The 19584-nt window shown below is 71.5% G+C and carries 14 protein-coding genes and 1 pseudogene; 7 read left to right on the forward strand and 8 right to left on the reverse strand.

Annotation, left to right across the window (positions count from 1 at the left end):
* A partial coding sequence (locus tag M8H82_RS30495) for a protein kinase (protein ID WP_374211720.1) occupies nucleotides 1-1160 on the reverse strand: 1160 nt, incomplete at its 3' end.
* 206 nt (nucleotides 1161-1366) lie between these two features.
* Between M8H82_RS30495 and M8H82_RS30500 the strand changes: the two genes are divergently transcribed.
* Nucleotides 1367-2092 (forward strand): hypothetical protein, encoded by a 726-nt coding sequence (locus M8H82_RS30500; protein ID WP_250078313.1) that lies wholly within the window; start codon nucleotides 1367-1369, stop codon nucleotides 2090-2092.
* A gap of 91 nt (nucleotides 2093-2183) precedes the next feature.
* Here M8H82_RS30500 and M8H82_RS30505 read toward each other — a convergent pair whose 3' ends face one another.
* The gene (locus M8H82_RS30505; protein WP_250078314.1) at nucleotides 2184-2765 is read right to left on the reverse strand and encodes a biotin transporter BioY; all 582 of its coding nucleotides are present in this window, start codon (nucleotides 2763-2765) and stop codon (nucleotides 2184-2186) included.
* Between the two features lie 354 nt (nucleotides 2766-3119).
* Between M8H82_RS30505 and M8H82_RS30510 the strand changes: the two genes are divergently transcribed.
* Nucleotides 3120-4502 (forward strand): amino acid permease, encoded by a 1383-nt coding sequence (locus M8H82_RS30510; protein ID WP_250078315.1) that lies wholly within the window; start codon nucleotides 3120-3122, stop codon nucleotides 4500-4502.
* Between the two features lie 195 nt (nucleotides 4503-4697).
* Nucleotides 4698-5233 (forward strand): annotated as a pseudogene (locus tag M8H82_RS30515) (superoxide dismutase).
* A gap of 118 nt (nucleotides 5234-5351) precedes the next feature.
* Here the strand turns inward: M8H82_RS30515 and M8H82_RS30520 are convergent.
* Nucleotides 5352-6002: a DsbA family protein gene (locus M8H82_RS30520; protein WP_250078316.1), complete on the reverse strand. Its 651-nt coding sequence runs from the start codon at nucleotides 6000-6002 to the stop codon at nucleotides 5352-5354.
* A 136-nt stretch (nucleotides 6003-6138) separates the two neighbouring features.
* On the opposite strand from M8H82_RS30520, the gene pepN reads away from it, so the two are divergent.
* Nucleotides 6139-8715, forward strand: coding sequence for an aminopeptidase N (gene pepN / locus M8H82_RS30525; protein WP_250078317.1), 2577 nt, complete (start codon nucleotides 6139-6141; stop codon nucleotides 8713-8715).
* 206 nt (nucleotides 8716-8921) lie between these two features.
* Nucleotides 8922-9983 carry a hypothetical protein gene (locus tag M8H82_RS30530; protein ID WP_250078318.1) on the forward strand — a complete coding sequence of 354 codons (1062 nt, stop codon included), beginning with the start codon at nucleotides 8922-8924 and terminating at the stop codon, nucleotides 9981-9983.
* Nucleotides 9984-10066: 83 nt separating this feature from the next.
* On the opposite strand, the gene M8H82_RS30535 is transcribed toward M8H82_RS30530, so the two are convergent.
* From M8H82_RS30535 to M8H82_RS30550, 4 genes are all read right to left on the reverse strand, one after another.
* Entirely contained in the window at nucleotides 10067-11209 is a 1143-nt protein-coding gene (locus tag M8H82_RS30535) for a serine hydrolase (protein ID WP_250078319.1), read from the reverse strand.
* Nucleotides 11210-11315: 106 nt separating this feature from the next.
* Nucleotides 11316-13085: a TIGR03767 family metallophosphoesterase gene (locus M8H82_RS30540; RefSeq protein ID WP_250078320.1), complete on the reverse strand. Its 1770-nt coding sequence runs from the start codon at nucleotides 13083-13085 to the stop codon at nucleotides 11316-11318.
* A 248-nt stretch (nucleotides 13086-13333) separates the two neighbouring features.
* Nucleotides 13334-14212, reverse strand: coding sequence for a pyridoxamine 5'-phosphate oxidase family protein (locus tag M8H82_RS30545; RefSeq protein WP_250078321.1), 879 nt, complete (start codon nucleotides 14210-14212; stop codon nucleotides 13334-13336).
* 2 nt (nucleotides 14213-14214) lie between these two features.
* The gene (locus M8H82_RS30550; RefSeq protein WP_250078322.1) at nucleotides 14215-14658 is read right to left on the reverse strand and encodes a VOC family protein; all 444 of its coding nucleotides are present in this window, start codon (nucleotides 14656-14658) and stop codon (nucleotides 14215-14217) included.
* 111 nt (nucleotides 14659-14769) lie between these two features.
* On the opposite strand from M8H82_RS30550, the gene M8H82_RS30555 reads away from it, so the two are divergent.
* Together M8H82_RS30555 and M8H82_RS30560 are read left to right on the forward strand one after the other, a co-directional pair.
* Nucleotides 14770-15324 carry a CGNR zinc finger domain-containing protein gene (locus M8H82_RS30555; protein ID WP_250078323.1) on the forward strand — a complete coding sequence of 185 codons (555 nt, stop codon included), beginning with the start codon at nucleotides 14770-14772 and terminating at the stop codon, nucleotides 15322-15324.
* Nucleotides 15325-15518: 194 nt separating this feature from the next.
* Nucleotides 15519-18809, forward strand: coding sequence for a S8 family serine peptidase (locus M8H82_RS30560; protein ID WP_250078324.1), 3291 nt, complete (start codon nucleotides 15519-15521; stop codon nucleotides 18807-18809).
* A 49-nt stretch (nucleotides 18810-18858) separates the two neighbouring features.
* Here the strand turns inward: M8H82_RS30560 and M8H82_RS30565 are convergent, their stop codons facing one another.
* Entirely contained in the window at nucleotides 18859-19584 is a 726-nt protein-coding gene (locus M8H82_RS30565) for a hypothetical protein (protein WP_250078325.1), read from the reverse strand.

Genomic DNA, 19584 nt, shown 5'->3' on the forward strand with positions numbered 1-19584 from the left:
TCGGGCTCGCCCTCAGAGCGCGGCACCCCAGCCCACTCGGGCTCACTCCCGTGACGCGGCACCCCAGCCCACTCGGGCTCGCTCTCATGACGTGACACCCCGGCCCGCTCGGGCTCGTGGTGCGTCCGCGCGGCCGGCTCGGGCTCCGTACGGGCGAAGGAGACGCCCGGGGTGCGGGGGGTACTGCCCTCGGGGGTGATGGGTCCCCGGTGGCCGAAGTCGTGGGTGGGACGGGGCACTTCGGGGGGCGGTGTGTCGGCGGGTTCGGGCGCCTCGGGCTCCCTGGGGTCCCGCCCCTGGGCCCCTTCCGGTACCGGCCCCGGCGCCTCCGGGGCCGTGACCACCACCGCCGTGGGCGTGGGAGGCGGGAACGCGATCGGCTCCAGGGCGCTCTCCAGGTCCGCCAGGCCGGGGCGGGCCTCCGGTTCCTTCTCCAGCAGGGCCGCCAGGACGTCCCGCAACGGCCCCGCCGCGGCGGGCAGTTCTGGCTCCTCGTACAGGACCGCGTGCAGGGTGGCCAGGGTGGTGCCCCGGGAGAACGGGGAACGGCCGCCCAGGGCCGCGCACAGGGTGGCGCCGAGCGACCAGATGTCCGACGGCGGTCCCTGCGGGCGGCCGGAGATCCGCTCGGGGGCCATGTAGTCGGGCGAGCCGACCAGCATGCCCACCATGGTGAGCGCCTTCGCGTCCTGGATCGCCGCGATGCCGAAGTCGGTGAGGACCACGCGCCCGGTCCGCGCCTCCACCAGGACGTTGCCGGGCTTGATGTCCCGGTGCAGGACGCCCCGTTCGTGCACCTGGCGCAGCGCGGCCACCAGGCCGAGTCCGACGCGGGCCGCCTCCGCCGGGCCCAGCGGTCCCTCCTCGGCGATGAGCCGTTCCAGTGAGCGGCCGTCGACCAGCTCCATGACGATCCAGAGCCGTTCGCCCTCGTCCACGACGTCGTACACCCGCACCACATGGGCGTGGTCGATGCGGGCGGTGGCCCGGGCCTCGCGCAGGGTGCGTTCGCGGCGGGTGCGGGAGTCCTCGGCGTCGAGGGCGTCCATCCGCATCTCCTTGATCGCCACCGGCCGGTCGAGTATTTCGTCGGCGGCCCGCCACACCCGCCCCATTCCGCCCTGGCCGATGCTTTCGACCAGTCGGTAGCGCCCGGTCACCAGCAGCCCCGGAATCCCGCCGCTCCTCGTGTTTCCCGTATTCCCCGGCAATGCACTGCACCCCCTCGAAGCCCGTGAACGGCCCACCGAGTCAGTCCGTTTGAAACACGATGGTCACACTTCGCGCCACCCCAGCATAGTGCGGAGAAATCTTGTGGTACCTCTTCAAGTACTGCGAATTCAGGCGCAGCCAAGGGGGGACGAACATGAGTTCTCGTCGTACGACGACCATCGCGGGATCGCTGGTTGCAGCATCTTTTTCGGCGGTGATGATCTTTCCGTTCACCGCCGCCGCGGAAGACGAGGGACCTCCGAGCAGCAAGGGGGGAAAGGCCGTTGACGAGGCACCGGCGGGGGTTGAACTGACCACGACCCTGCCCGAGAAGATCTCGGTCGACAACGCGTCGCGGAAGACCGGGATTACCGCCACCGTGAAAAACGAAGGAACCGAGGAGAGCGGAGAGATCAGGCTTCTGGTCGTCGGATTCGACGGCCTGACGGTCAAGAATGTTCAGGGCTGTTCACGGATTGCCAAAAGCGATCTGCCGGAAGGTTCGAACAGTGGATTCGCCTGCGCCGTGGACAATCTCGCGGCCGGCGACTCGAAATCGTACGACGTCGAGGCGACGTACGACCTGAGCAAGAAGGGCAGGATCTGCCTGCCCGTCCAGACCGCGTCGGGCGACAAGACGTACTGGCAACAGGGCCCGGTGCCGTTCGGTACGACGAACCCGTCGCCGAACGCCCCGGCCACCCCGCTGCTGCTGGGCACCGACAACAAGCCGGTGGCACCCGGCGGTGACGAGCTGGCCGAGACCGGCTCCAAGCGTGACGTCCTGCCGCTGGGGGCGGCCGGGGCGGCGCTGATCGCGGCGGGCGCGGCCGGGCTGTGGTGGTCCGGGCTGCGGCGGCCGGTCCGGCAGGAGAGCTGAGCCCTGGCACACCTCGGCCGGGCGACCGACGGCAGATGCCGGGTCGCCCGGCCGATGGGGCGAAGGATTCCTCCGGAGGGCCCCCGGAGGGCTACTTGTCGAGCAGCTTCCAGGCGGTGGGCAGCAGGCCCATCGCCAGGGCCGCCTTCAGGGCGTCACCGATGAGGAACGGCGTCAGGCCGGCCGCAATGGCGGCGGAGGCGGACAGGTCGGCCGAGAAGGCCAGGTAGGGGACGCCGACGGCGTAGATGATCGCCTCGCCGAGGAGCATCGTGCCGGCCATGCGCGGCATCGAGCGGTCGGCGCCGCGGCGGGCCAGGGCGCCGACGGCGGCGGAGGCGAGGAGCATGCCGAGGATGTAGCCGAAGGAGGCGCTGAAGCCGTGGCCGCCGTTGGCGAACCAGGGCATGCCCGCGAGGCCGGCCAGCGCGTACAGGGCCAGCGCCGCGACACCCCGGCGGGCGCCGAGCGAGGTGCCGACCAGCAGCGCGGCGAAGGTCTGGCCGGTCACCGGGACCGGGGTGCCCGGCACCGGCACGGCGATCTGGGCGGCGAGACCGGTGAGCGCGGCGCCGCCGACCACGAGGGCGATGTCCCGGACACGGGAGGCGGGGAGCAGGTCGGCGAGGACCTGTCCGGTGCGGGCGGGGGCGGCGACAGCGGCGGTGCTCATGGGGACTCCGCGAAGGTGTGGGCAGGCTGGGACACGGCGACGCTATCCCAGGGGCCTGGAGCCGATCACCGTCACTGGTCGACAAAGGCCGGAACACCGGCTTGGTGGGCTCTGCACAAAGAGCAGGGGTTACACGCGGTACGGCGTGATGCCGGTCACTGAGGTGAGGACGTACAGCTCACGAAGGGCCCTCGGAGAGGATCTGTAGGGTTCCCCCAATCCGGCGGCGGTGAGGGGTCCCGTACGCTCGGTGGCGTACCTGTCCGCATACCGGACGGCGCCTGCGCCTGAGTGGGCATGGCCCCCAGACTGTGGGCGATTTTGCCCATCCTCTGCATTGGACGAGCCGCGCCCATGCCCAGCACCACAGTCGAGACGCCGCCGCAGCAGGACGGCGCCTCCCTCTCCCACGGCCTCAAGCAGCGCCATCTGTCGATGATCGCCCTCGGGGGTGTCATCGGCGCCGGACTCTTCGTCGGCTCCGGCGCCGGTATCGCCGCCGCCGGTCCCTCGATCGTCGTCGCCTACGCCCTCTCCGGCCTCCTCGTGATGCTGGTGATGCGGATGCTCGGCGAGATGTCCGCCGCCTATCCCTCCTCCGGCTCCTTCTCGGCGCACGCCGAGCGGGCGATCGGGCCCTGGGCCGGGTTCACCGCGGGCTGGTCCTTCTGGGTCCTGCTCTGCACGGCGGTCGGCCTGGAGGGCATCGGTGCCGCGAAGATCGTCACCGGCTGGCTGCCGGGCACGCCGGAGTGGGCGTGGGTGGCGCTGTTCATGGTGGTGTTCTGCGGGGCGAACCTGGCCGCGGTGAAGAACTTCGGCGAGTTCGAGTTCTGGTTCGCCGCGCTGAAGGTCGGTGCGATCAGCCTGTTCCTGGTGCTCGGCGGTCTGGCCATCTTCGGCGTCCTGCCCGGCACGGACGCGCCGGGCACCTCGAACCTGACCGACTTCCTGCCGAACGGCGGTGAGGGCCTGATCATCGGCCTGCTCGCCTCGGTCTTCGCGTACGGCGGCATGGAGACGGTGACCATCGCCGCCGCGGAGTCGGAGAACCCGGTCAAGGGCGTGGCGAGCGCGGTGCGTACCGCGATGTGGCGCATCGCCCTCTTCTACATCGGCTCGATGGCGGTCATCGTGACCCTGGTCCCCTGGGACTCGGCGGCGGTCGTGGAGAAGGGCCCGTACGTCGCGGCCCTCGACGAGCTCGGCATCCCGGGCGCCGGTCAGCTGATGAACGTGGTCGTGCTGGTGGCGCTGCTGTCGGCGATGAACGCCAACATCTACGGTTCCTCGCGCATCGCGTACTCCCTGGTCCAGCGGGGGCAGGGCCCGCAGGCGCTGGGCCGGGTGAGCGCCGGTGTGCCGCGCGTGGCCGTCCTCGCCTCCTCGGTGTTCGGCTTCGTGTGCGTGCTGCTCAGCTACTGGCGGCCGGACGATGTGTTCCCGTGGCTGCTGAACATGATCGGCGCGGTGATCCTGGTGGTGTGGATCTTCATCGCCGTCTCCCAGCTTCGGCTCCGGGCCCGCCTGGAGCGCGAGGCCCCCGAGAAGCTGACGGTGCGCATGTGGGCGTTCCCGGTGCTGACCTGGGTCGCGCTGGCCGGCATGGTGGCGATCTTCGTGCTGATGGCGCGGGAGCCGGACACGCGGGTGCAGCTGTACTCGACCGGTGCGATGACCTTGGTCCTGGCGGCGACGGGATACGCCTGGCAGCGGATGCGGGCGGCCAAGGGCTGACCGGATCTCCGCTCCGGCCTGCCACACGGTGAGCCGGTGACGGTCGTAGGCGATGAACGGGTGCTCGATTCCGAGCGCCCGTTCTCGTTTTCAGCCACCCGCGAGCCGTCCGTTTCCTCCCCCACCTCCGTGCTTGATGCTACTAGCCTGCAGTTGCAAGTTACTTGCAATAAGAGGTCGGAGGGGACTTCACCCATGCCCGTCTACACGCTTCCTGAGCTGCCGTACGACTACGCCGCGCTCGCTCCCGTGATCAGCCCCGAGATCATCGAGCTGCACCACGACAAGCACCACGCGGCGTATGTGAAGGGGGCCAACGACACGCTGGAGCAACTCGCCGAGGCGCGGGCGGCGGCGAGCCGCTCGCGGCGGACGGCGTGGGCGACCTCGCCGACGCCATCACCGAATCCTTCGGCTCCTTCGCCGGCTTCAAGGCCCAGCTGACCAAGGCCGCCGCGACGACGCAGGGTTCGGGCTGGGGCGTCCTCGCCCTCGAGCCGCTGAGCGGGCGGCTCGTCGTGGAGCAGGTCTACGACCACCAGGGCAACGTCGGCCAGGGCTCGGTGCCGATCCTCGTCTTCGACGCCTGGGAGCACGCCTTCTACCTCCAGTACAAGAACCAGAAGGTCGACTTCGTCGAGGCGATGTGGCAGGTCGTCAACTGGCAGGACGTGGCCCGCCGTTACGCGGCCGCGACGTCCCGCGCGGATGTCCTGCTGCTGGCGCCCTGACCCCCTCCCATCGTCCCGCCTCGTGATCGTCTTCTCACCCTTCACGCGGGCGGGCGGAATGACGGAAGCCCCCGCGAGGACGTGACTCGCGGGGGCTTCCGGCCATGTGCCCGGTGCCTTACAGGTTGCTGAAGTCCGGGCCCTTGGTGCGGGTGCGCTTGATCTCGTAGAAGCCGGGGACCGAGGCCACCGCGAGCGTGCCGTCCCACAGGCGGGCGGCCTCCTCGCCCTTGGGGGCCGGGGTGACGACCGGGCCGAAGAAGGCGATCTGCTCGCCGTTGTCACCGGGCACCGCGATCACCGGAGTGCCGACCTCCTGGCCGACCTTGTCGATGCCCTCCTTGTGGGAGGCGCGCAGCTCGGCGTCGAACTCGAAGTCCTTCTGGTCGAAGTAGTCGATCAGATCGGCCGGCAGACCGACGTCCGCGAGAGCACCGGCGACGGCCTCCCGGGTCGGGCCCTCGCCCTCATTGTGGATACGGGTGCCGAGCGCGGTGTACAGCGGGCCGAGGATGTCGGAGCCGTGCTTCTGCCAGGCCGCGGTCACCACCCGGATCGGCTGCCAGGCCTTGGTCTCCAGCAGGTCGCGGTACTCCTCGGGCAGTTCGTCCAGCTTCGGCTCGTTCAGCACGGCCAGGCTCATGATGTGCCAGCGGACCTCGATGTCGCGGACCTTCTCCACTTCCAGCACCCAGCGGGAGGTCATCCAGGCCCAGGGGCACAGCGGATCGAACCAGAAGTCGACAGGGGTCTTCGCGGTCTCGGACATGGCTCTCCTAGGGAAGCGGTCTTTGACAGCCGCAACACCGGCCGCCGCCTCCCCCATTCCCGGCTGCCACCGCCCGTGCGCACATGGCAGGATCGGGCCTGTCCGCATACTGAACACGCTGTGAGGAGCGCCACCCGTGCCCGGTGAGAACCTGACCCGCGACGAGGCCCGGGAACGGGCCGCACTGCTGTCCGTCGACGGGTACGACGTGTCCCTCGACCTGCGCTCCGCGGTCGGCGACGAGCCGGCGGACGGGCCGCGCACCTTCCGCTCGGTCACCACCGTCCGCTTCCGCTGCGCCGAGCCGGGCGCCACCACCTTCGCGGACCTGATCGCGCCGGGCGTCACCGCGCTCTCCCTCAACGGCCGGGACCTCGACCCGAGCGAGGTCTTCGACGGCACCCGGATCGTCCTGGAGGACCTCGCCGCCGACAACGAGCTGGTCGTCGACGCGCAGTGCGCCTACTCCCGTACCGGCGAGGGCCTGCACCGCTTCGTCGACCCCGAGGACGGCGAGGTGTACCTGTACACCCAGTACGAGCCCGCCGACTCCCGCCGCGTCCACGCCTGCTTCGAGCAGCCCGACCTCAAGGCGCCGTTCCGCTTCGAGGTGCGCGCGCCCGAGGGCTGGACGGTGTGGAGCAACGGCGTGGGCAAGCGGACCGACGGGGTGTGGCGGTTCGCGGAGACCAAGCCGATCTCCACGTACATCACCTGTGTGGTGGCGGGCCCGTACCACTACGTGACGGACTCCTACACCCGCACCTTCGACGACGGCACGACGCTGGAGATCCCGCTCGGCGCGATGTGCCGCAAGGGTCTCGCGCCGCACTTCGACGCCGACGACGTCTTCCTGGTGACCAAGCAGGGACTGGACTTCTTCCACGACCACTTCGACTACCCGTACCCGTTCGGGAAGTACGACCAGGCCTTCGTGCCCGAGTACAACCTCGGCGCGATGGAGAACCCGGGGCTCGTCACCTTCCGCGAGGAGTACATCTTCCGCGGCAAGGTGACCCAGGCGTCCTACGAGAGCCGGGCCAACGTCATCCTGCACGAGATGGCGCACATGTGGTTCGGCGACCTGGTCACCATGGAGTGGTGGGACGACCTGTGGCTGAAGGAGTCCTTCGCCGACTTCATGGGCGCCTTCGCGACCGTGGGCGCGACCCGCTTCACCGACGGCTGGATCACCTTCGCCAACCGCCGCAAGGCCTGGGCCTACCGCGCCGACCAGCTGCCCTCCACGCACCCGGTCACCGCGGACATCCGCGACCTCCAGGACGCGAAGCTGAACTTCGACGGCATCACCTACGCCAAGGGCGCTTCCGTGCTGAAGCAGCTCGTGGCGTACGTCGGCCAGGACGCGTTCCTGGAGGGCGCCCGCCGCTACTTCAAGCGGCACGCCTACGGCAACACCCGGCTCGGTGATCTGCTGTCGGTGCTCGGCGAGACCAGCGGGCGGGACATGGCCGCCTGGGCCCGGTCCTGGCTGCAGACGGCCGGGGTCAACTCCCTCACCCCGCAGGTGCTGCTGGACCCGGAGGGCCGGGTCGCGGAGCTGGCGGTGGTGCAGGAGGCGCCCGAGTCCCACCCCGAGCTGCGGCCGCACCGGGTCGCGGTGGGCCTGTACCGCCGTACCGGCGGGGTGCTGGAGCGGTACGCGCGGGCGGAGGTGGACGTCGAGGGACCGCGGACGGTCGTGGCGGAGCTGGCCGGGGCCGAGGCGCCCGAGCTGGTGCTGGTCAACGACGACGATCTGACGTACTGCAAGACGCGGTTCGACGAGACCTCGCTGGCGGCGCTGCGCCGGGGCCTGGGCGACATGACCGATCCGCTGGCCCGCGCGCTGTGCTGGTCGGCGCTGTGGAACATGACGCGGGACGCGCTGCTGCCCGCCCGGGAGTTCATCGACCTGGTGCTGACGTTCGCGGCGCGGGAGTCCGACATCGGCGTGCTGCAGATGCTGCACGCGTGGGCGGAGTCGGCGGCGGTGCACTACACGGCCCCGGACCGGCGCGAGCAAACGGACCAGCGGCTCGCCGAGAGCGCGGCGCTGCACCTGTCCACCGCCGAGCCGGGCAGCGAGCACCAGCTGGCGTGGGCGCGGTTCTTCGCCCGGGTGGCCAACGCGGCGCCCGCCTTCGAGATGCTGAGCGCGCTGCTGGACGGCACGGTGACGCTGCCCGGTCTGGACGTCGACCAGGAGCTGCGCTGGGCGTTCCTGGACGCGCTGGCCGCCCATGACGTCGTCGGCGACAAGGAGCTGGCCGCCGAACTCGCCCGCGACGACACCGCCTCCGGCAAGCGCCATCTGGTGCGCTGCCTCGCCGCCCGTCCGCAGGCGTCGGTCAAGGCGCAGGCGTGGGCGCAGGTGGTGGAGTCGGACGAGCTGTCCAACGCGCTGGTGGAGGCCACCCTCGCGGGCTTCGCCCGGCCGTCGCAGCGGGAGCTGACGGCGCCGTACACCGAGAAGTACTTCGCGGCGATCGAGCGGGTGTGGGCGGAGCGGTCCATCCAGATCGGCATGGTGGTCGTGCAGGGGCTGTTCCCGTCCCTCCAGGAGTCCCAGGAGACGCTGGACGCGGCGGACGCCTGGCTCGCCGCGCACCCGGAAGCGGCCCCCGCCCTGCGGCGGCTGGTGCTGGAGGCGCGGGACGACCTGGCGCGGGCGCTGCGCGGGCAGGCGTGCGACGCGGCGGCCGACGCCTGACCTTTGGCCACCGTTTAATGCCTGCGTGACCGTTACGAACTTCAGGCAAACGGAACCGTAACCCCTGGTCCCACCCGAACGGACCAGGGGTTTTCCGTGCCTACTCGGCATCCGAACATCCGTCCTTTAGGACGAGCTTGTCCGGAATTATCGACGGGCGTGTAACAGGGGTTAGGAGTGGGACCGGACGCGGGCATTCCCCGGTCATGACCCACAACACCCCGCTCTCCCCCCGCCCCCTCCACCAGCTCTCCGACGTCCGGCGGCGCGTGCTGACGGCCGCGCAGCTGCGGGCGCACGGAGTCCCGGCCGCCGAGATCACCGAGCAGTGCCGCACCGGTGGCCCCTGGCAGCAGCTGCTGCCCGGCGTCTGCCTGCTCCACCCCGGCCCGCCGACCAGCGAGGAGCGGCTGCACGCGGTGCTGCTGTACGCGGCGCGGGAGCGGAACGTCCAGGTGCCGCCGCAGCCGGGCGCGGCGGAGCCGCACCGGCCGGTGTACACCGAGTCGATGATCACGGGCCTGGCGGCGCTGACCCTGCACGGCTTCGCGGCGACGCCCCCGCTGACCGCCCTGGACACGATCGACGTCCTCGTCCCCCGCCTGCGCCGGCTCCGCTCGACGGGCTTCGCCCGCATCGTGCGTACGGCCGCCCTGCCGGCCCCCGAGGAGGTCACGGGCCTGCCCGTCGCCCCGGTGCAGCGCGCCGTGGCCGACGCGGTCGCCGAACTCTCGGACGCGGGCGCCGTACGCCGGCTGCTGACCGAGGCCGTCCGCGGCGGGCACTGCGAACCGGCAGCGCTGGTGCGTGAGTTGAACCGGGCGAAGCTGCTGTCCCGGCCGCATGTGGTGGATGCCGTGGACTCCCTGCTGGCCGAGGGCCGGGCCATCGCGGAGAACCGCCTGTACGCGATGGTCCGCGAGTACGGTCTGCCCGACCCGGTGTGGAACGTCGATCTGCGCCTGCCCGGCGGACCGCACCTGGGGGGCCTGGACGCGTACTGGCCGGAGCACGCGGTGGCGCTGGAGCTGGACACCCGCGCACCCCGCCAAGGCGATCGGCAAGGCCATCAGCAGGACGACGACGCGCTGTGGTCGGAGTACGCCCGCAAGCGCGAGCACCTGGAGCGCCTCGGCATCACGGTCGTGCACGTCACGCCGAAGAAGCTGAGGGAGGCCATGGACCAGCAGGCGGCCGTGGTCCGCACGGCCCTGATGGCCTCGGCGGACCGTGACCCGGCCGCGTATGTCGTGGTGCTGCCCCGGTAGTGACGGACCGGAAAGGCATCAGGAGGGGAGAGGAGGGGCCGCCGGGCATGCCGCGGCCCCTCCTCATGTGCTCCCCCGGCCTGCTACTTGCCGCAGTACTCCGCTTCCAGCACCGCGTCGGTGTCCCCCGACCAGTCGCCGTTGAAGTTGAACGACAGGGCGTGCCGGCCGTCGGCCGTGGTCACCGCCTCCGAGGTGGAGCCGTGGATGCCGCCGCCGTGGCCCCAGACGGTGACGCCGCAGGTCAGTTCGCGTTCGATCAGGCCCAGGCCGTACCCGGCGTTCGGGATGGCGTCGACCTTGACCGTCGTCTTCATCTCCTTCAGCTGCTCCGGCGGCAGCAACCGGCCCTTCAGCAGGGCCGTGTAGAAGCGGTTCAGGTCGCCGGAGTCGGAGATCATCTCGCCCGCCGCGTGGGCCAGGGAGGGGTTGAGCCTCGTGACGTCGTACGTCGGTCCCGTCGTCGACTCGGCGAGCTTGGAGTAGGCGCGGCTGCTGGGCCGGGGGACGGTGACCCGGGTGCCGGGGACCGAGGTGGCGCGCAGGTCCAGCGGGGCGAGGATGCGGTCGCGGATCTCCTCGCCGTACGGGCGTCCCGTGGCCTTCTCGATGACCATGCCGGCCAGGACGTAGTTGGTGTTGGAGTAGTACCAGTCCGTGCCGGGTGCGAAGTCCGGCTCGTGGGTCATGGCGATCGCGACCAGGTCCTCGGGCGCCTTGGTGTCGTAGCGGTGCCGGAGGAAGCCGTCCTTGAGGAGGTACGTCTCCACGAAGGTCTTGTCGTCGGTGTAGTTGTAGATGCCGCTGGTGTGGTTGAGGAGCTGGCGCAGGCTGATCTCGCGGCCGTCGTGGCCGTTGCCCGCCACCAGGCCCGGCAGCCAGGTGTCGACCTTGTCGTCCAGGGACAGCCGGCCCTCCGCCTCCAGCTGGAGCAGCACGGTGGCGACGAAGGTCTTGGTGATGCTGCCGACGCGGTAACGGTCGTTTACCGAGCGGGACTTGCCCGTCCGCAGGTTGCCGACGCCGGCGGTGGCCGCCCAGGTGCGGCCGTCGGTCCGCGCGCCGGCGGTCACCCCGGGCACCCCGTCCTTGACGGCCGCCTTCATGGCCGCGCGGGTGGCCGAGTGACCGCCGCCCTCGCCCTGGGCGGCCGCCGGACCCGCCAGGGCGGCCGAGAGCGCCACGGCCGTGGCCGCCACCAGCATCGTCCGTACGCGTGTGGTCATGTCTTCCCCCTTCATCGCCCGGCGCCTCGGTGCGCCGGGCCGGTCGGAAGGGCAGACCTGTGGTGGTTGGGGATGGTTGAGCGGGTGCGCACCGGTTGACTGAGTCTCAGCCCTTTTTGAGCACCAGCTCGGTGTTCCGGTCAGCGCCGCCTCCGGCGAGGTCCGTCCGGGCGCCGGGGGCGTTGTAGGAGAGCTCGCGGTAGAGGGCGGCGAGGCCGGTCTGGGAGAGGTCGGAGAAGTCCGTGCGGTGCGGGGCGGCGGCCTCCACGCAGGTGGTGAAGAGGGAGATCGTGCCGTCCTTGTTGTCCGCCAGCTCGATGACCCGGGCGAGTTGCGGGAAGTCGACGTGCGAGGCGGTGGAGATCTCCCAGAAGGAGCGTCCGCCGGGTGCCGGGTGCGGGGTGATGGCGTTGCGGTGGATGTGGCCGTTCACCCAGGCCAGGACGTTGCTGTGGGTGCCGAGGAGGGCGATGACCTCCTGGCCGTTGTGGCGCCGCTCGTTCGGCCGGGCCGGGTCGCGGCGGGTGTTGTCCATCGTCTTGCTGGTGTGATGGCTGAAGACGATGGCGTACGAGTCCGCGTTGTCCCGCAGCGTCCGGTCCAGCCAGCGCAGCTGCGTGCTGCCGACGGAGCCCTCGTAGTGGCCGCCCGCGTCGGTGGTGTCCAGGCTGATGCCGATGACGTCGTCGGCGATGCGGAAGCTGTAGTACTGGGTGCCCGCGTCGAGATTCGCCGAGGAGTAGCCGTGACCGGCCGGGCCGACGCCCCGGAACGCCGGGTCGAGGTGGGCCTTGAGGTACTCGGTCGGCGTGTAGGGCGCGCGCCGCTCGTCCGCGGTGACCGGGCGCATGTCCCGGGTGTGCGCCTTGAGCAGCTCGCGGAACTGCACGCCCTCGGGGTCCTTGGCCATGCGCAGGGCTTCCTGGAGCTTCTTGGCCTCGGCCGCGGACAGGCTCATCAGCTTCCTGCCGCCGACGGCGAAGTCGGTGAGCCAGGTGTCGCGGTGCGAGGCGTAGCAGCCGAGGGGCATGGAGTCGTGGTTGCCGACCGTGGAGTACCAGGGGATGGACAGGCCCGGGCTCCGCAACTCCCGCATGGCGGCGGCGAGGAAACCCTCCAGGTAGGGGAAGCCGAGCTGCTTGTCGGCGTCGCGGACGGTCGAGTCGGGCTGCCAGTACTGCTTGAGACCGCTGTTGAGGACGCCCTCCCAGTGCCTGGGGTCGCCGGAGTTGGGGGTGATGCGGCCGCCGCTCATGACGGTGAGGAACCACTCCAGTTCGGAGCGGGCGTTGTTGTCGGTGTTGTCGCCGGTGGTCATGGCGAACTGGAGCGGGGCGCCGGTGACCGGGGCGCCCCGCAGCGCGTTGACCCGCTCGACCAGCGAGACGGCGCCGTGCACGGTCAGCGCCTCCTGCGGCCGCCAGGCGTGCACGTCGGTGGAGCGCAGGAACTCCAGGCGCATCGGGTGCTGGGCGTCGATGATGTGCAGGTCGGTGAGTTGCACGAACGCGGCGAGCGTCGTACGGCGGTCGGCGCGGCCGGGCTTGGGGGCGGCCAGGTCGCCGCGGACCACCCGGGGCCAGCCGCGGCCGTCGGCGAGCCGGCGGTAGCCGGAGGTGCCGCGCGGGGCGGCGACGCTCGCGACGGTGGTGCCTCGGGTGTAGGGGGCGAGCGGCCGGAAGGGCGCCCGGCGGTCGGAGGCGACCGGTGCCTCCTGGGCGGCGGTCGCGGGGGTGCCGGGGGTGGCGGCCTGGCTGTCGGTGGGCCGCAGGGCGTAGCCGACTCCGGCGGACAGGGACACCGCCCCGGCGGCGGCGAGGACGGTACGGCGGTGGACGCCCAGCGCGGAGCTGGCGACAGAGCGTGTGCGCGACATGGCGCGGTCTCCCCGAGTGCGTGACGCGTCGGCAGTGGTCACGGGCGTCGCTGACGCGAACGACCCGCTCTCTCTGGATCGTTGGCACCGGGAATGACCTGCGCGTGAACGAGGCGGCAACGCGCAGCGCCGATCACCGTACGTCGATCTTGGGCTGCCCTGCGCGCCCCCGGCCGCTCCTCGGGCGGCCGGAGGACGGTTGCTCCGTGTTCATCTTCGCGGGTAACCGGGAGGTGTCCGGGGGCTTGTCAGGGCCGTCCCGGGTTCGCGGGCGAGTACTCCGGCGCGGACCAGCGCAGGGGGACCGCGGCCGGGATCTCCCGCGCCTCGGACAGGGTGAACCGGACCCGTCGTTCGGGAGCGAACTCCGTACGGGCCTCGCCGGTGAGGTGCAGGGCCGTGCCCGTCGTCCAGTCCAGGAAGAGCAGTCCGGCGCGGGGGTCGGCGGCGAGGTTGCCGAGGGACAGGTACATGGAGTTGCCCGGGTAGTCCGCCCAGCTCAGTTCGCGGGGCGAGTCGACGCGCACGAAGCCGGGGTTGCCGCCGCGGTGGCTGGCGTCGGCGCCGCCCTCGTGGACGCTGGCCAGGAAGAAGGTGTCGGCGGCGGTGAGGAACCGCGCCTGGGCGTCGGACAGTTCGGGGGCCGTCAGGGGCTCCCCCGGCCTGCGGTCGGGCACTGTCTCGTAGGTCTCCCTCCGCTGGAGGTACTTCGGGCAGTTGGCGAAGACGCGGTCCGCCTCGATGGCGAGCCCGCCGGGGGTGGGCCGGAGCCGTCCGTTGAGCCGCATCCGGCGCCGGGTGCGCGGGTCGAGGGCGATGGTGCCGACCGGGGCGCCCTCGGTGGCGAGGGCCGCCGCGAGCGGGGAGGCCGGAGGGACCGGGCCCGCGACGGAGATCTGCCGGGGCCCGGTGGCCCGGACGAACCCGGGCGGACCGGCCAGCGGCGCCGCCCACACCCTGCCGGTCGCCGGGTCGGCGGCGCCGGCCACCAGCAGCGGCTGGAGTCCGAGGAAGGCGGCGGCCACCGGTTTGATGCCCTCCCCGATGGACCGGCCGACGTGGTCGGCGAGGTCCCGCACGCCGAGCCGGTCCTGCACGGCGAGCGAGCCCTGGTGGTAGACGCTCATGGCTAGAAGAAGCCGCAGGTCGGCGCGGACCCGTAGGGCGCCGGGGCGCCCTCGGCGCCGCTCGGCACCGAGATCTCCAGCCGGATGCCGTCGGGGTCGTGGAAGAAGATGCCGCCGGACCCGGCGCCCTCGGCGTGGGCCACGACCCCCTCGTGGGCGAACTCCACGCCGTACTCGCGCAGGGCGCTCTCGTAAGCGCGGACCTGCTCGATCGAGTCCGCCCGGAAGGCGAGGTGGTGCAGGCCGGAGCGGGTGCCGTCGTACGGTCCCGCGGCCTGCTGCCAGAGCGCGAGGACGAGCGTCTCGCCGTCCCCGAGCAGCGCGAACCGCCGGTCCTCCTCCTTGCCCTCGGCGAGCGGGGTGAAGCCGAGGACGTCCCGGTAGAAGGCGAGCGAGCGGTCGAGGTCGGTGACGTTCAGGCCGGTGTGGCCGGTGTGCAGTGCCATGGGTTTCCCTCCGCCGTATCTAACCTGTGTAAGTGAGATTAGTGGTTAGGTTCGGCGAGTGTCAACCAGTCACCTACTCTTGACCGGTTAGCACGGAAGGGAGCCCCCCACATGTCCGACCCCCACCCCCGCAGGTCCGACCCCCGCCCGCACACCGGCGAGCCGCTCGCGCTGGACCTGCTGAACACGCGCTGGATGCAGGACGGCGCCCCCCAGGACCTGCTGACGGACACCGAAGGGCTCGCGATCTGGCTCGCCGCCAACGGCCTGGACGGCACCTTCGGCGCCGACGCCACGACCCTGCGCCACCTCCTCCAGGCCCGGGACGCGGTGAAGGCGGCCGTCGACGGATCACCGCAGGACGCGGCACCGCTCGTCGACGCCGTCCTCGCGCACGGCCGGATCCGGGCCACGCTCACCGCCGAGGGGCCCGGTGAGCTCCCCGAGTTCCCCTCCCCCGCCTGGGGTCCGGCCTGGCTCGCCGCCCGCAACTACCTGACGCTGCTCACCACCGCGCCGGACCGGATCCGCGCCTGCGCCCACGAGGCCTGCGTCCTGTACTTCTTCGACACCTCGCGCAACGGCACCCGCCGCTGGCACTCCATGGCGACCTGCGGCAACCGCGCGAAGGCGTCCCGGCACTACGCGCGGACCAAAGAGGACTGAGGGGGACCAAGGCCGACGAAGGAGGACCGGGGCGCCGTGGCGACTTGTACCGTTCGCCACGGATCACCCGGAAAGGGATAGCGGGTTTTCCCCATCCCTCGATTTCGTTTGAGTCAACTCTCCCCAAACATCTGTCCCCTGAGTAAGGCTGAGCGATCGCTCCACGCTCGTTCCTTTACCTACAAGGGATGCTGATGACCCACACCCCCCAGCGCGAACCCATATCGGGTGCCAGACGCGCGGCCCGGATCGCCGTGGCCGCGGGGCTCGTGGCCGCGCTCTCCGCCGCCGGGCCGATCCCCCTGGCCTTCGCCGAGGACACTCCGGCCGCGGCCGACCCCGCCGTCAAGTCCGCGCACGACAAGCTCGGTTCGGACGACGCGGACCTGCTCGCCGACGCCAAGGCGGCCGGCGACAAGAACGTCACCATGATGATCGCCACCGCCCCCGGCCGGACCGAGCAGGTCGCCGCGGACCTGGACGCGGTCAAGGGCGGCTCCGTGGGCCGCGCCTACGACGAGCTCGGCTACGTCCGCGCCACCGTCCCGACGGCCAAGGCGGACGCCGCCATCGCCGCCGCGGCGAAGCTCTCCTCCGTGCACGGCATCGACCTGCGCGAGGAGATCCCGCTGGACGACCCGGTCGCCGCGACCAAGGAGTCGGCGTCGACCGCCGCCGCCTATCCGGCCCCCGGCAAGAACACCCCCGCCGAGAACCCGTACAACCCCTCCTTCGAGACCGGCGCCGTCGACTTCGTCGAGGACCACCCGAAGGCGGACGGCCGCGGGATCACCATCGGTGTCCTGGACTCGGGCGTGGACCTCTCCCACCCGGCGCTCCAGAAGACCACCACCGGTGAGCGCAAGATCGTCGACTGGGTCACCGCGACCGACCCGATCGTCGACAGCGACGCCACCTGGCGCGCGATGACCACCAGCGTCTCCGGGCCCAGCTTCACCTTCTCCGGCCGCACCTGGACGGCACCCGCCGGGTCGTACCAGGTCAACGTGTTCCGCGAGTCGGTCACCGCGGGCGGCGACGCCAAGGGCGACGCCAACCGGGACGGCGACACCACCGACGTCTGGGGCGTGCTGTACGACGCCACGGCCGGCACGGTCCGGGTCGACCTGAACAACAACGCCGACTTCGGTGACGACACCCCGATGAAGCCGTACAAGGACGGCTTCCAGATCGGCTGGTTCGGCACCGACAACCCCGGCACCGACGTCGCCGAGCGCCAGCCGTTCGTCGTGGAGATCCGCAAGGACGTCCCGATGGACCCCTACGGCGGTGACTGGGTCGGGCAGAAGCGCGACTTCGTCAACATCGGCGTCATCGAGTCCGAGCACGGCACCCACGTCGCCGGCATCACCGCCGCCAACGGCCTGTTCGGCGGCGAGATGAACGGCGCCGCGCCCGGCGCCAAGGTCGTCTCCTCGCGCGCCTGCACCTGGACCGGCGGCTGCACCAACGTCGCGCTGACCGAGGGCATGATCGACCTCGTCGTCAACCGCGGTGTCGACATCGTCAACATGTCCATCGGCGGCCTGCCGGCGCTCAACGACGGCAACAACGCGCGCGCCGAGCTCTACACCCGCCTGATCGACACCTACGGCGTCCAGCTGGTGATCTCCGCGGGCAACTCCGGCCCCGGCACCAACACCATCGGCGACCCGGCCCTGGCCGACAAGGTCATCTCGGTCGGCGCGTCCGTCTCCAAGGAGACCTGGGCGTCCAACTACGGCTCGCTGGTGCAGAAGCGCTACGCGATGATGCCGTTCTCCTCCCGCGGCCCGCGCGAGGACGGCGGCTTCGCCCCGACCCTCGTGGCGCCGGGTGCCTCCGTCAACACCATCCAGACCTGGCTGCCGGGCCTCCCGGTCGCCGAGGCGGGCTACTCGCTGCCGGCCGGCTACGGCATGCTCCAGGGCACCTCGATGGCCTCCCCGCAGGCCGCGGGCGCCTCGGCACTGCTGCTGAGCGCCGCCAAGCGCAAGGGCATCGAGCTCACCCCGGCCACGCTGCGCACCGCGCTCACCTCGACCGCCGACCACATCAGCGGAGTCCAGGCGTACGAGGAAGGCGCGGGCCTGATCAACATCCCCGACGCCTGGGACGCCATCAAGGACGGCGCCACCGCGCACACCTACGCGGTGAAGGCGCCGGTCGACACCGCGATCGACCAGTTCCTGAAGACCCCGGGCTTCGGCACCGGCCTGTACGACCGCGAGGGCGGCCTGAAGGCCGGCCAGAAGAAGACGTACGAGATCACCCTGACCCGCACGTCCGGCGCCGAACGGGCAATCCGGCACGAGCTGCACTTCGAGAACAACGCCGGGGACACCTTCCGGATCGTCGGCTCCGACGAGGTGAACCTGCCGCTGAACCAGCCGGTCACCGTCAAGGTGCAGGCCGCGCCGCGGTCCGCCGGGCTGAAGAGCGCGATCCTCGAGGTCGACGACCCGCGCACCGAGGGCATCGACAAGCAGGTCATGTCGACCGTCGTGGTCGCCGCGCCGCTGCAGTACACCTACTCCGCGTCCGGCACGGTGCAGCGCAACAGCCACAAGTCGTACTACGTGACCGTGCCCGAGGGCGCCAAGTCGCTGGAGGTCGCGATCGGCGGACTGGCGGACAAGAGCCAGACCCGCTTCATCGCCATCCACCCCTACGGCGTCCCGTCGGACACGACGTCCACGCCGAACTGCTACAACAACTACCTCGACGGCAACGGCTGCAAGCCGGACGTGCGTTCCTACGCCGACCCGCAGCCCGGCGTCTGGGAGATCGAGGTCGAGTCGCGTCGTACGTCGCCGCTGCTCGACAACCCCTACAAGCTGGACGTCACCGTGCTCGGCGCGGTCTTCGACCCGGAGACCGTGACCGTGCCGGAGGCCAAGGTGGGCACCCCGGTCGAGGCGTCCTGGAAGGTGACGAACAAGTTCGCCGCCCTCGACGGCAAGCTGGCCGGCGGTCCGCTCGGCTCGTCCAAGGCGGCCCGGCCGACCATCGCCGACCACGAGACGCACACCACCACGGTCGAGGTCCCCGAGGGCGCCGCGTCCCTGGACGTCGCCATCGGCAACGTCTCCGACACGGCCGCCGACCTGGACCTGACGGTCTACGACAAGGACGGCAACCAGGTCGCGCAGGCCGCTGACGGCGACTCGGAGGAGGCGGTCTCGCTCCCGAAGCCGGCCGCCGGCACGTACACCATCGAGGTCGTGGGCTACGCGGTGCCGTCCGGCTCCACCGCCTACGACTACCTGGACGTGTTCTTCTCCGCCGCGCTCGGCTCGGTCAGCGTCGACGGGTCTGCGCCGGTGAAGCTGGGCACGGGCGACTCCGCCACGGTCTCCGCGAACGTCACCGTCGCGGCCGCCGCGCCGGAGGGCCGTGAGTTCTTCGGCCAGGTCGAACTGCTCAACGCGCGCGGCACGGTCGCGGGCGCCGGCAGCGTGAAGATCGAGAAGGTCACCCCGTAGCTCCACGGCAGTACAGGGGCGGGCGTCCGTGCGGGCGCCCGCCCTTTTCTCATCCGCAGTCCAGGGAGCGGGATTCGGGCAGCGCGTCGTCGATCCGGTCCCGCTCCCGGGCGACCTCCGTCTCACCGACGACCCACATGTCCGGCGGGGCGCCCTTCTCCGGGACGCCGAACAGGACGTGGTCGCCCGCGCGCAGGCCGGGAGCGGTGTTCTCGTCGATCACGTAAGCGAGGTCGTCGCCCCGCTCGGGCCCGGGCTTCCCGGGCTTGTGGACCCGGGTCAGCTCCACGGTCACCCGGATCAGCTCCGGGCCGCCGGCGGCGGCCGGTTCGGCGGAGCGGACCTCGCCCTCGGCGACCAGGTACGCGCAGGCGAGATAGCGGGGGCTGCCGAACAGGACGCCTTCACTGGTGTCCTGCTGCGCCTCCTTCGCGGCACTGGCGCCCGAGTCGGCGCTGCTCGCACCCGGGTCGGCCTGCACCACCAGCCAGCCGAGGCCCACCATCACGGTCGCCGCGGCGGCCGCCGCGAGGGTGCCGGCGGCGAGCCGAAAGGCACGGCGCCTCACCGGCCGTAGGGGCACGGGAGCCGGTGCGGGCTTCGGCGTCTCCCCTCCCAGGGCGCGGCCGATGATGTCCAGTTGCTCCCGCAGTGCGGTGATGTCGGCGGTCGCCGCGCGGTGTTCGGCGAGGTAGGCGGCGTCCGCCTCCTCGGGCAGGGGTTCGTCGGTGAGCGCGGCCATCAGCGCGTCGACGCCGTCGTGTTCGGCGGTCAC

Source organism: Streptomyces sp. YS415, from assembly GCF_023544665.1.
Taxonomy (GTDB): Bacteria; Actinomycetota; Actinomycetes; order Streptomycetales; family Streptomycetaceae; genus Streptomyces.

What these genes read in the sequence shown, in the direction of transcription:
- M8H82_RS30560 (WP_250078324.1), top strand. Translation starts at nt 15,519, where the DNA reads ATGACCCACACCCCCCAGCGCGAACCCATATCGGGTGCCAGACGCGCG.
- M8H82_RS30550 (WP_250078322.1), bottom strand. Translation starts at nt 14,658, where the DNA reads ATGGCACTGCACACCGGCCACACCGGCCTGAACGTCACCGACCTCGAC.
- M8H82_RS30530 (WP_250078318.1), top strand. Translation starts at nt 8,922, where the DNA reads ATGACCCACAACACCCCGCTCTCCCCCCGCCCCCTCCACCAGCTCTCC.
- M8H82_RS30500 (WP_250078313.1), top strand. Translation starts at nt 1,367, where the DNA reads ATGAGTTCTCGTCGTACGACGACCATCGCGGGATCGCTGGTTGCAGCA.
- M8H82_RS30545 (WP_250078321.1), bottom strand. Translation starts at nt 14,212, where the DNA reads ATGAGCGTCTACCACCAGGGCTCGCTCGCCGTGCAGGACCGGCTCGGC.
- M8H82_RS30510 (WP_250078315.1), top strand. Translation starts at nt 3,120, where the DNA reads ATGCCCAGCACCACAGTCGAGACGCCGCCGCAGCAGGACGGCGCCTCC.
- M8H82_RS30540 (WP_250078320.1), bottom strand. Translation starts at nt 13,085, where the DNA reads ATGTCGCGCACACGCTCTGTCGCCAGCTCCGCGCTGGGCGTCCACCGC.
- M8H82_RS30520 (WP_250078316.1), bottom strand. Translation starts at nt 6,002, where the DNA reads ATGTCCGAGACCGCGAAGACCCCTGTCGACTTCTGGTTCGATCCGCTG.
- M8H82_RS30535 (WP_250078319.1), bottom strand. Translation starts at nt 11,209, where the DNA reads ATGACCACACGCGTACGGACGATGCTGGTGGCGGCCACGGCCGTGGCG.
- M8H82_RS30505 (WP_250078314.1), bottom strand. Translation starts at nt 2,765, where the DNA reads ATGAGCACCGCCGCTGTCGCCGCCCCCGCCCGCACCGGACAGGTCCTC.
- M8H82_RS30555 (WP_250078323.1), top strand. Translation starts at nt 14,770, where the DNA reads ATGTCCGACCCCCACCCCCGCAGGTCCGACCCCCGCCCGCACACCGGC.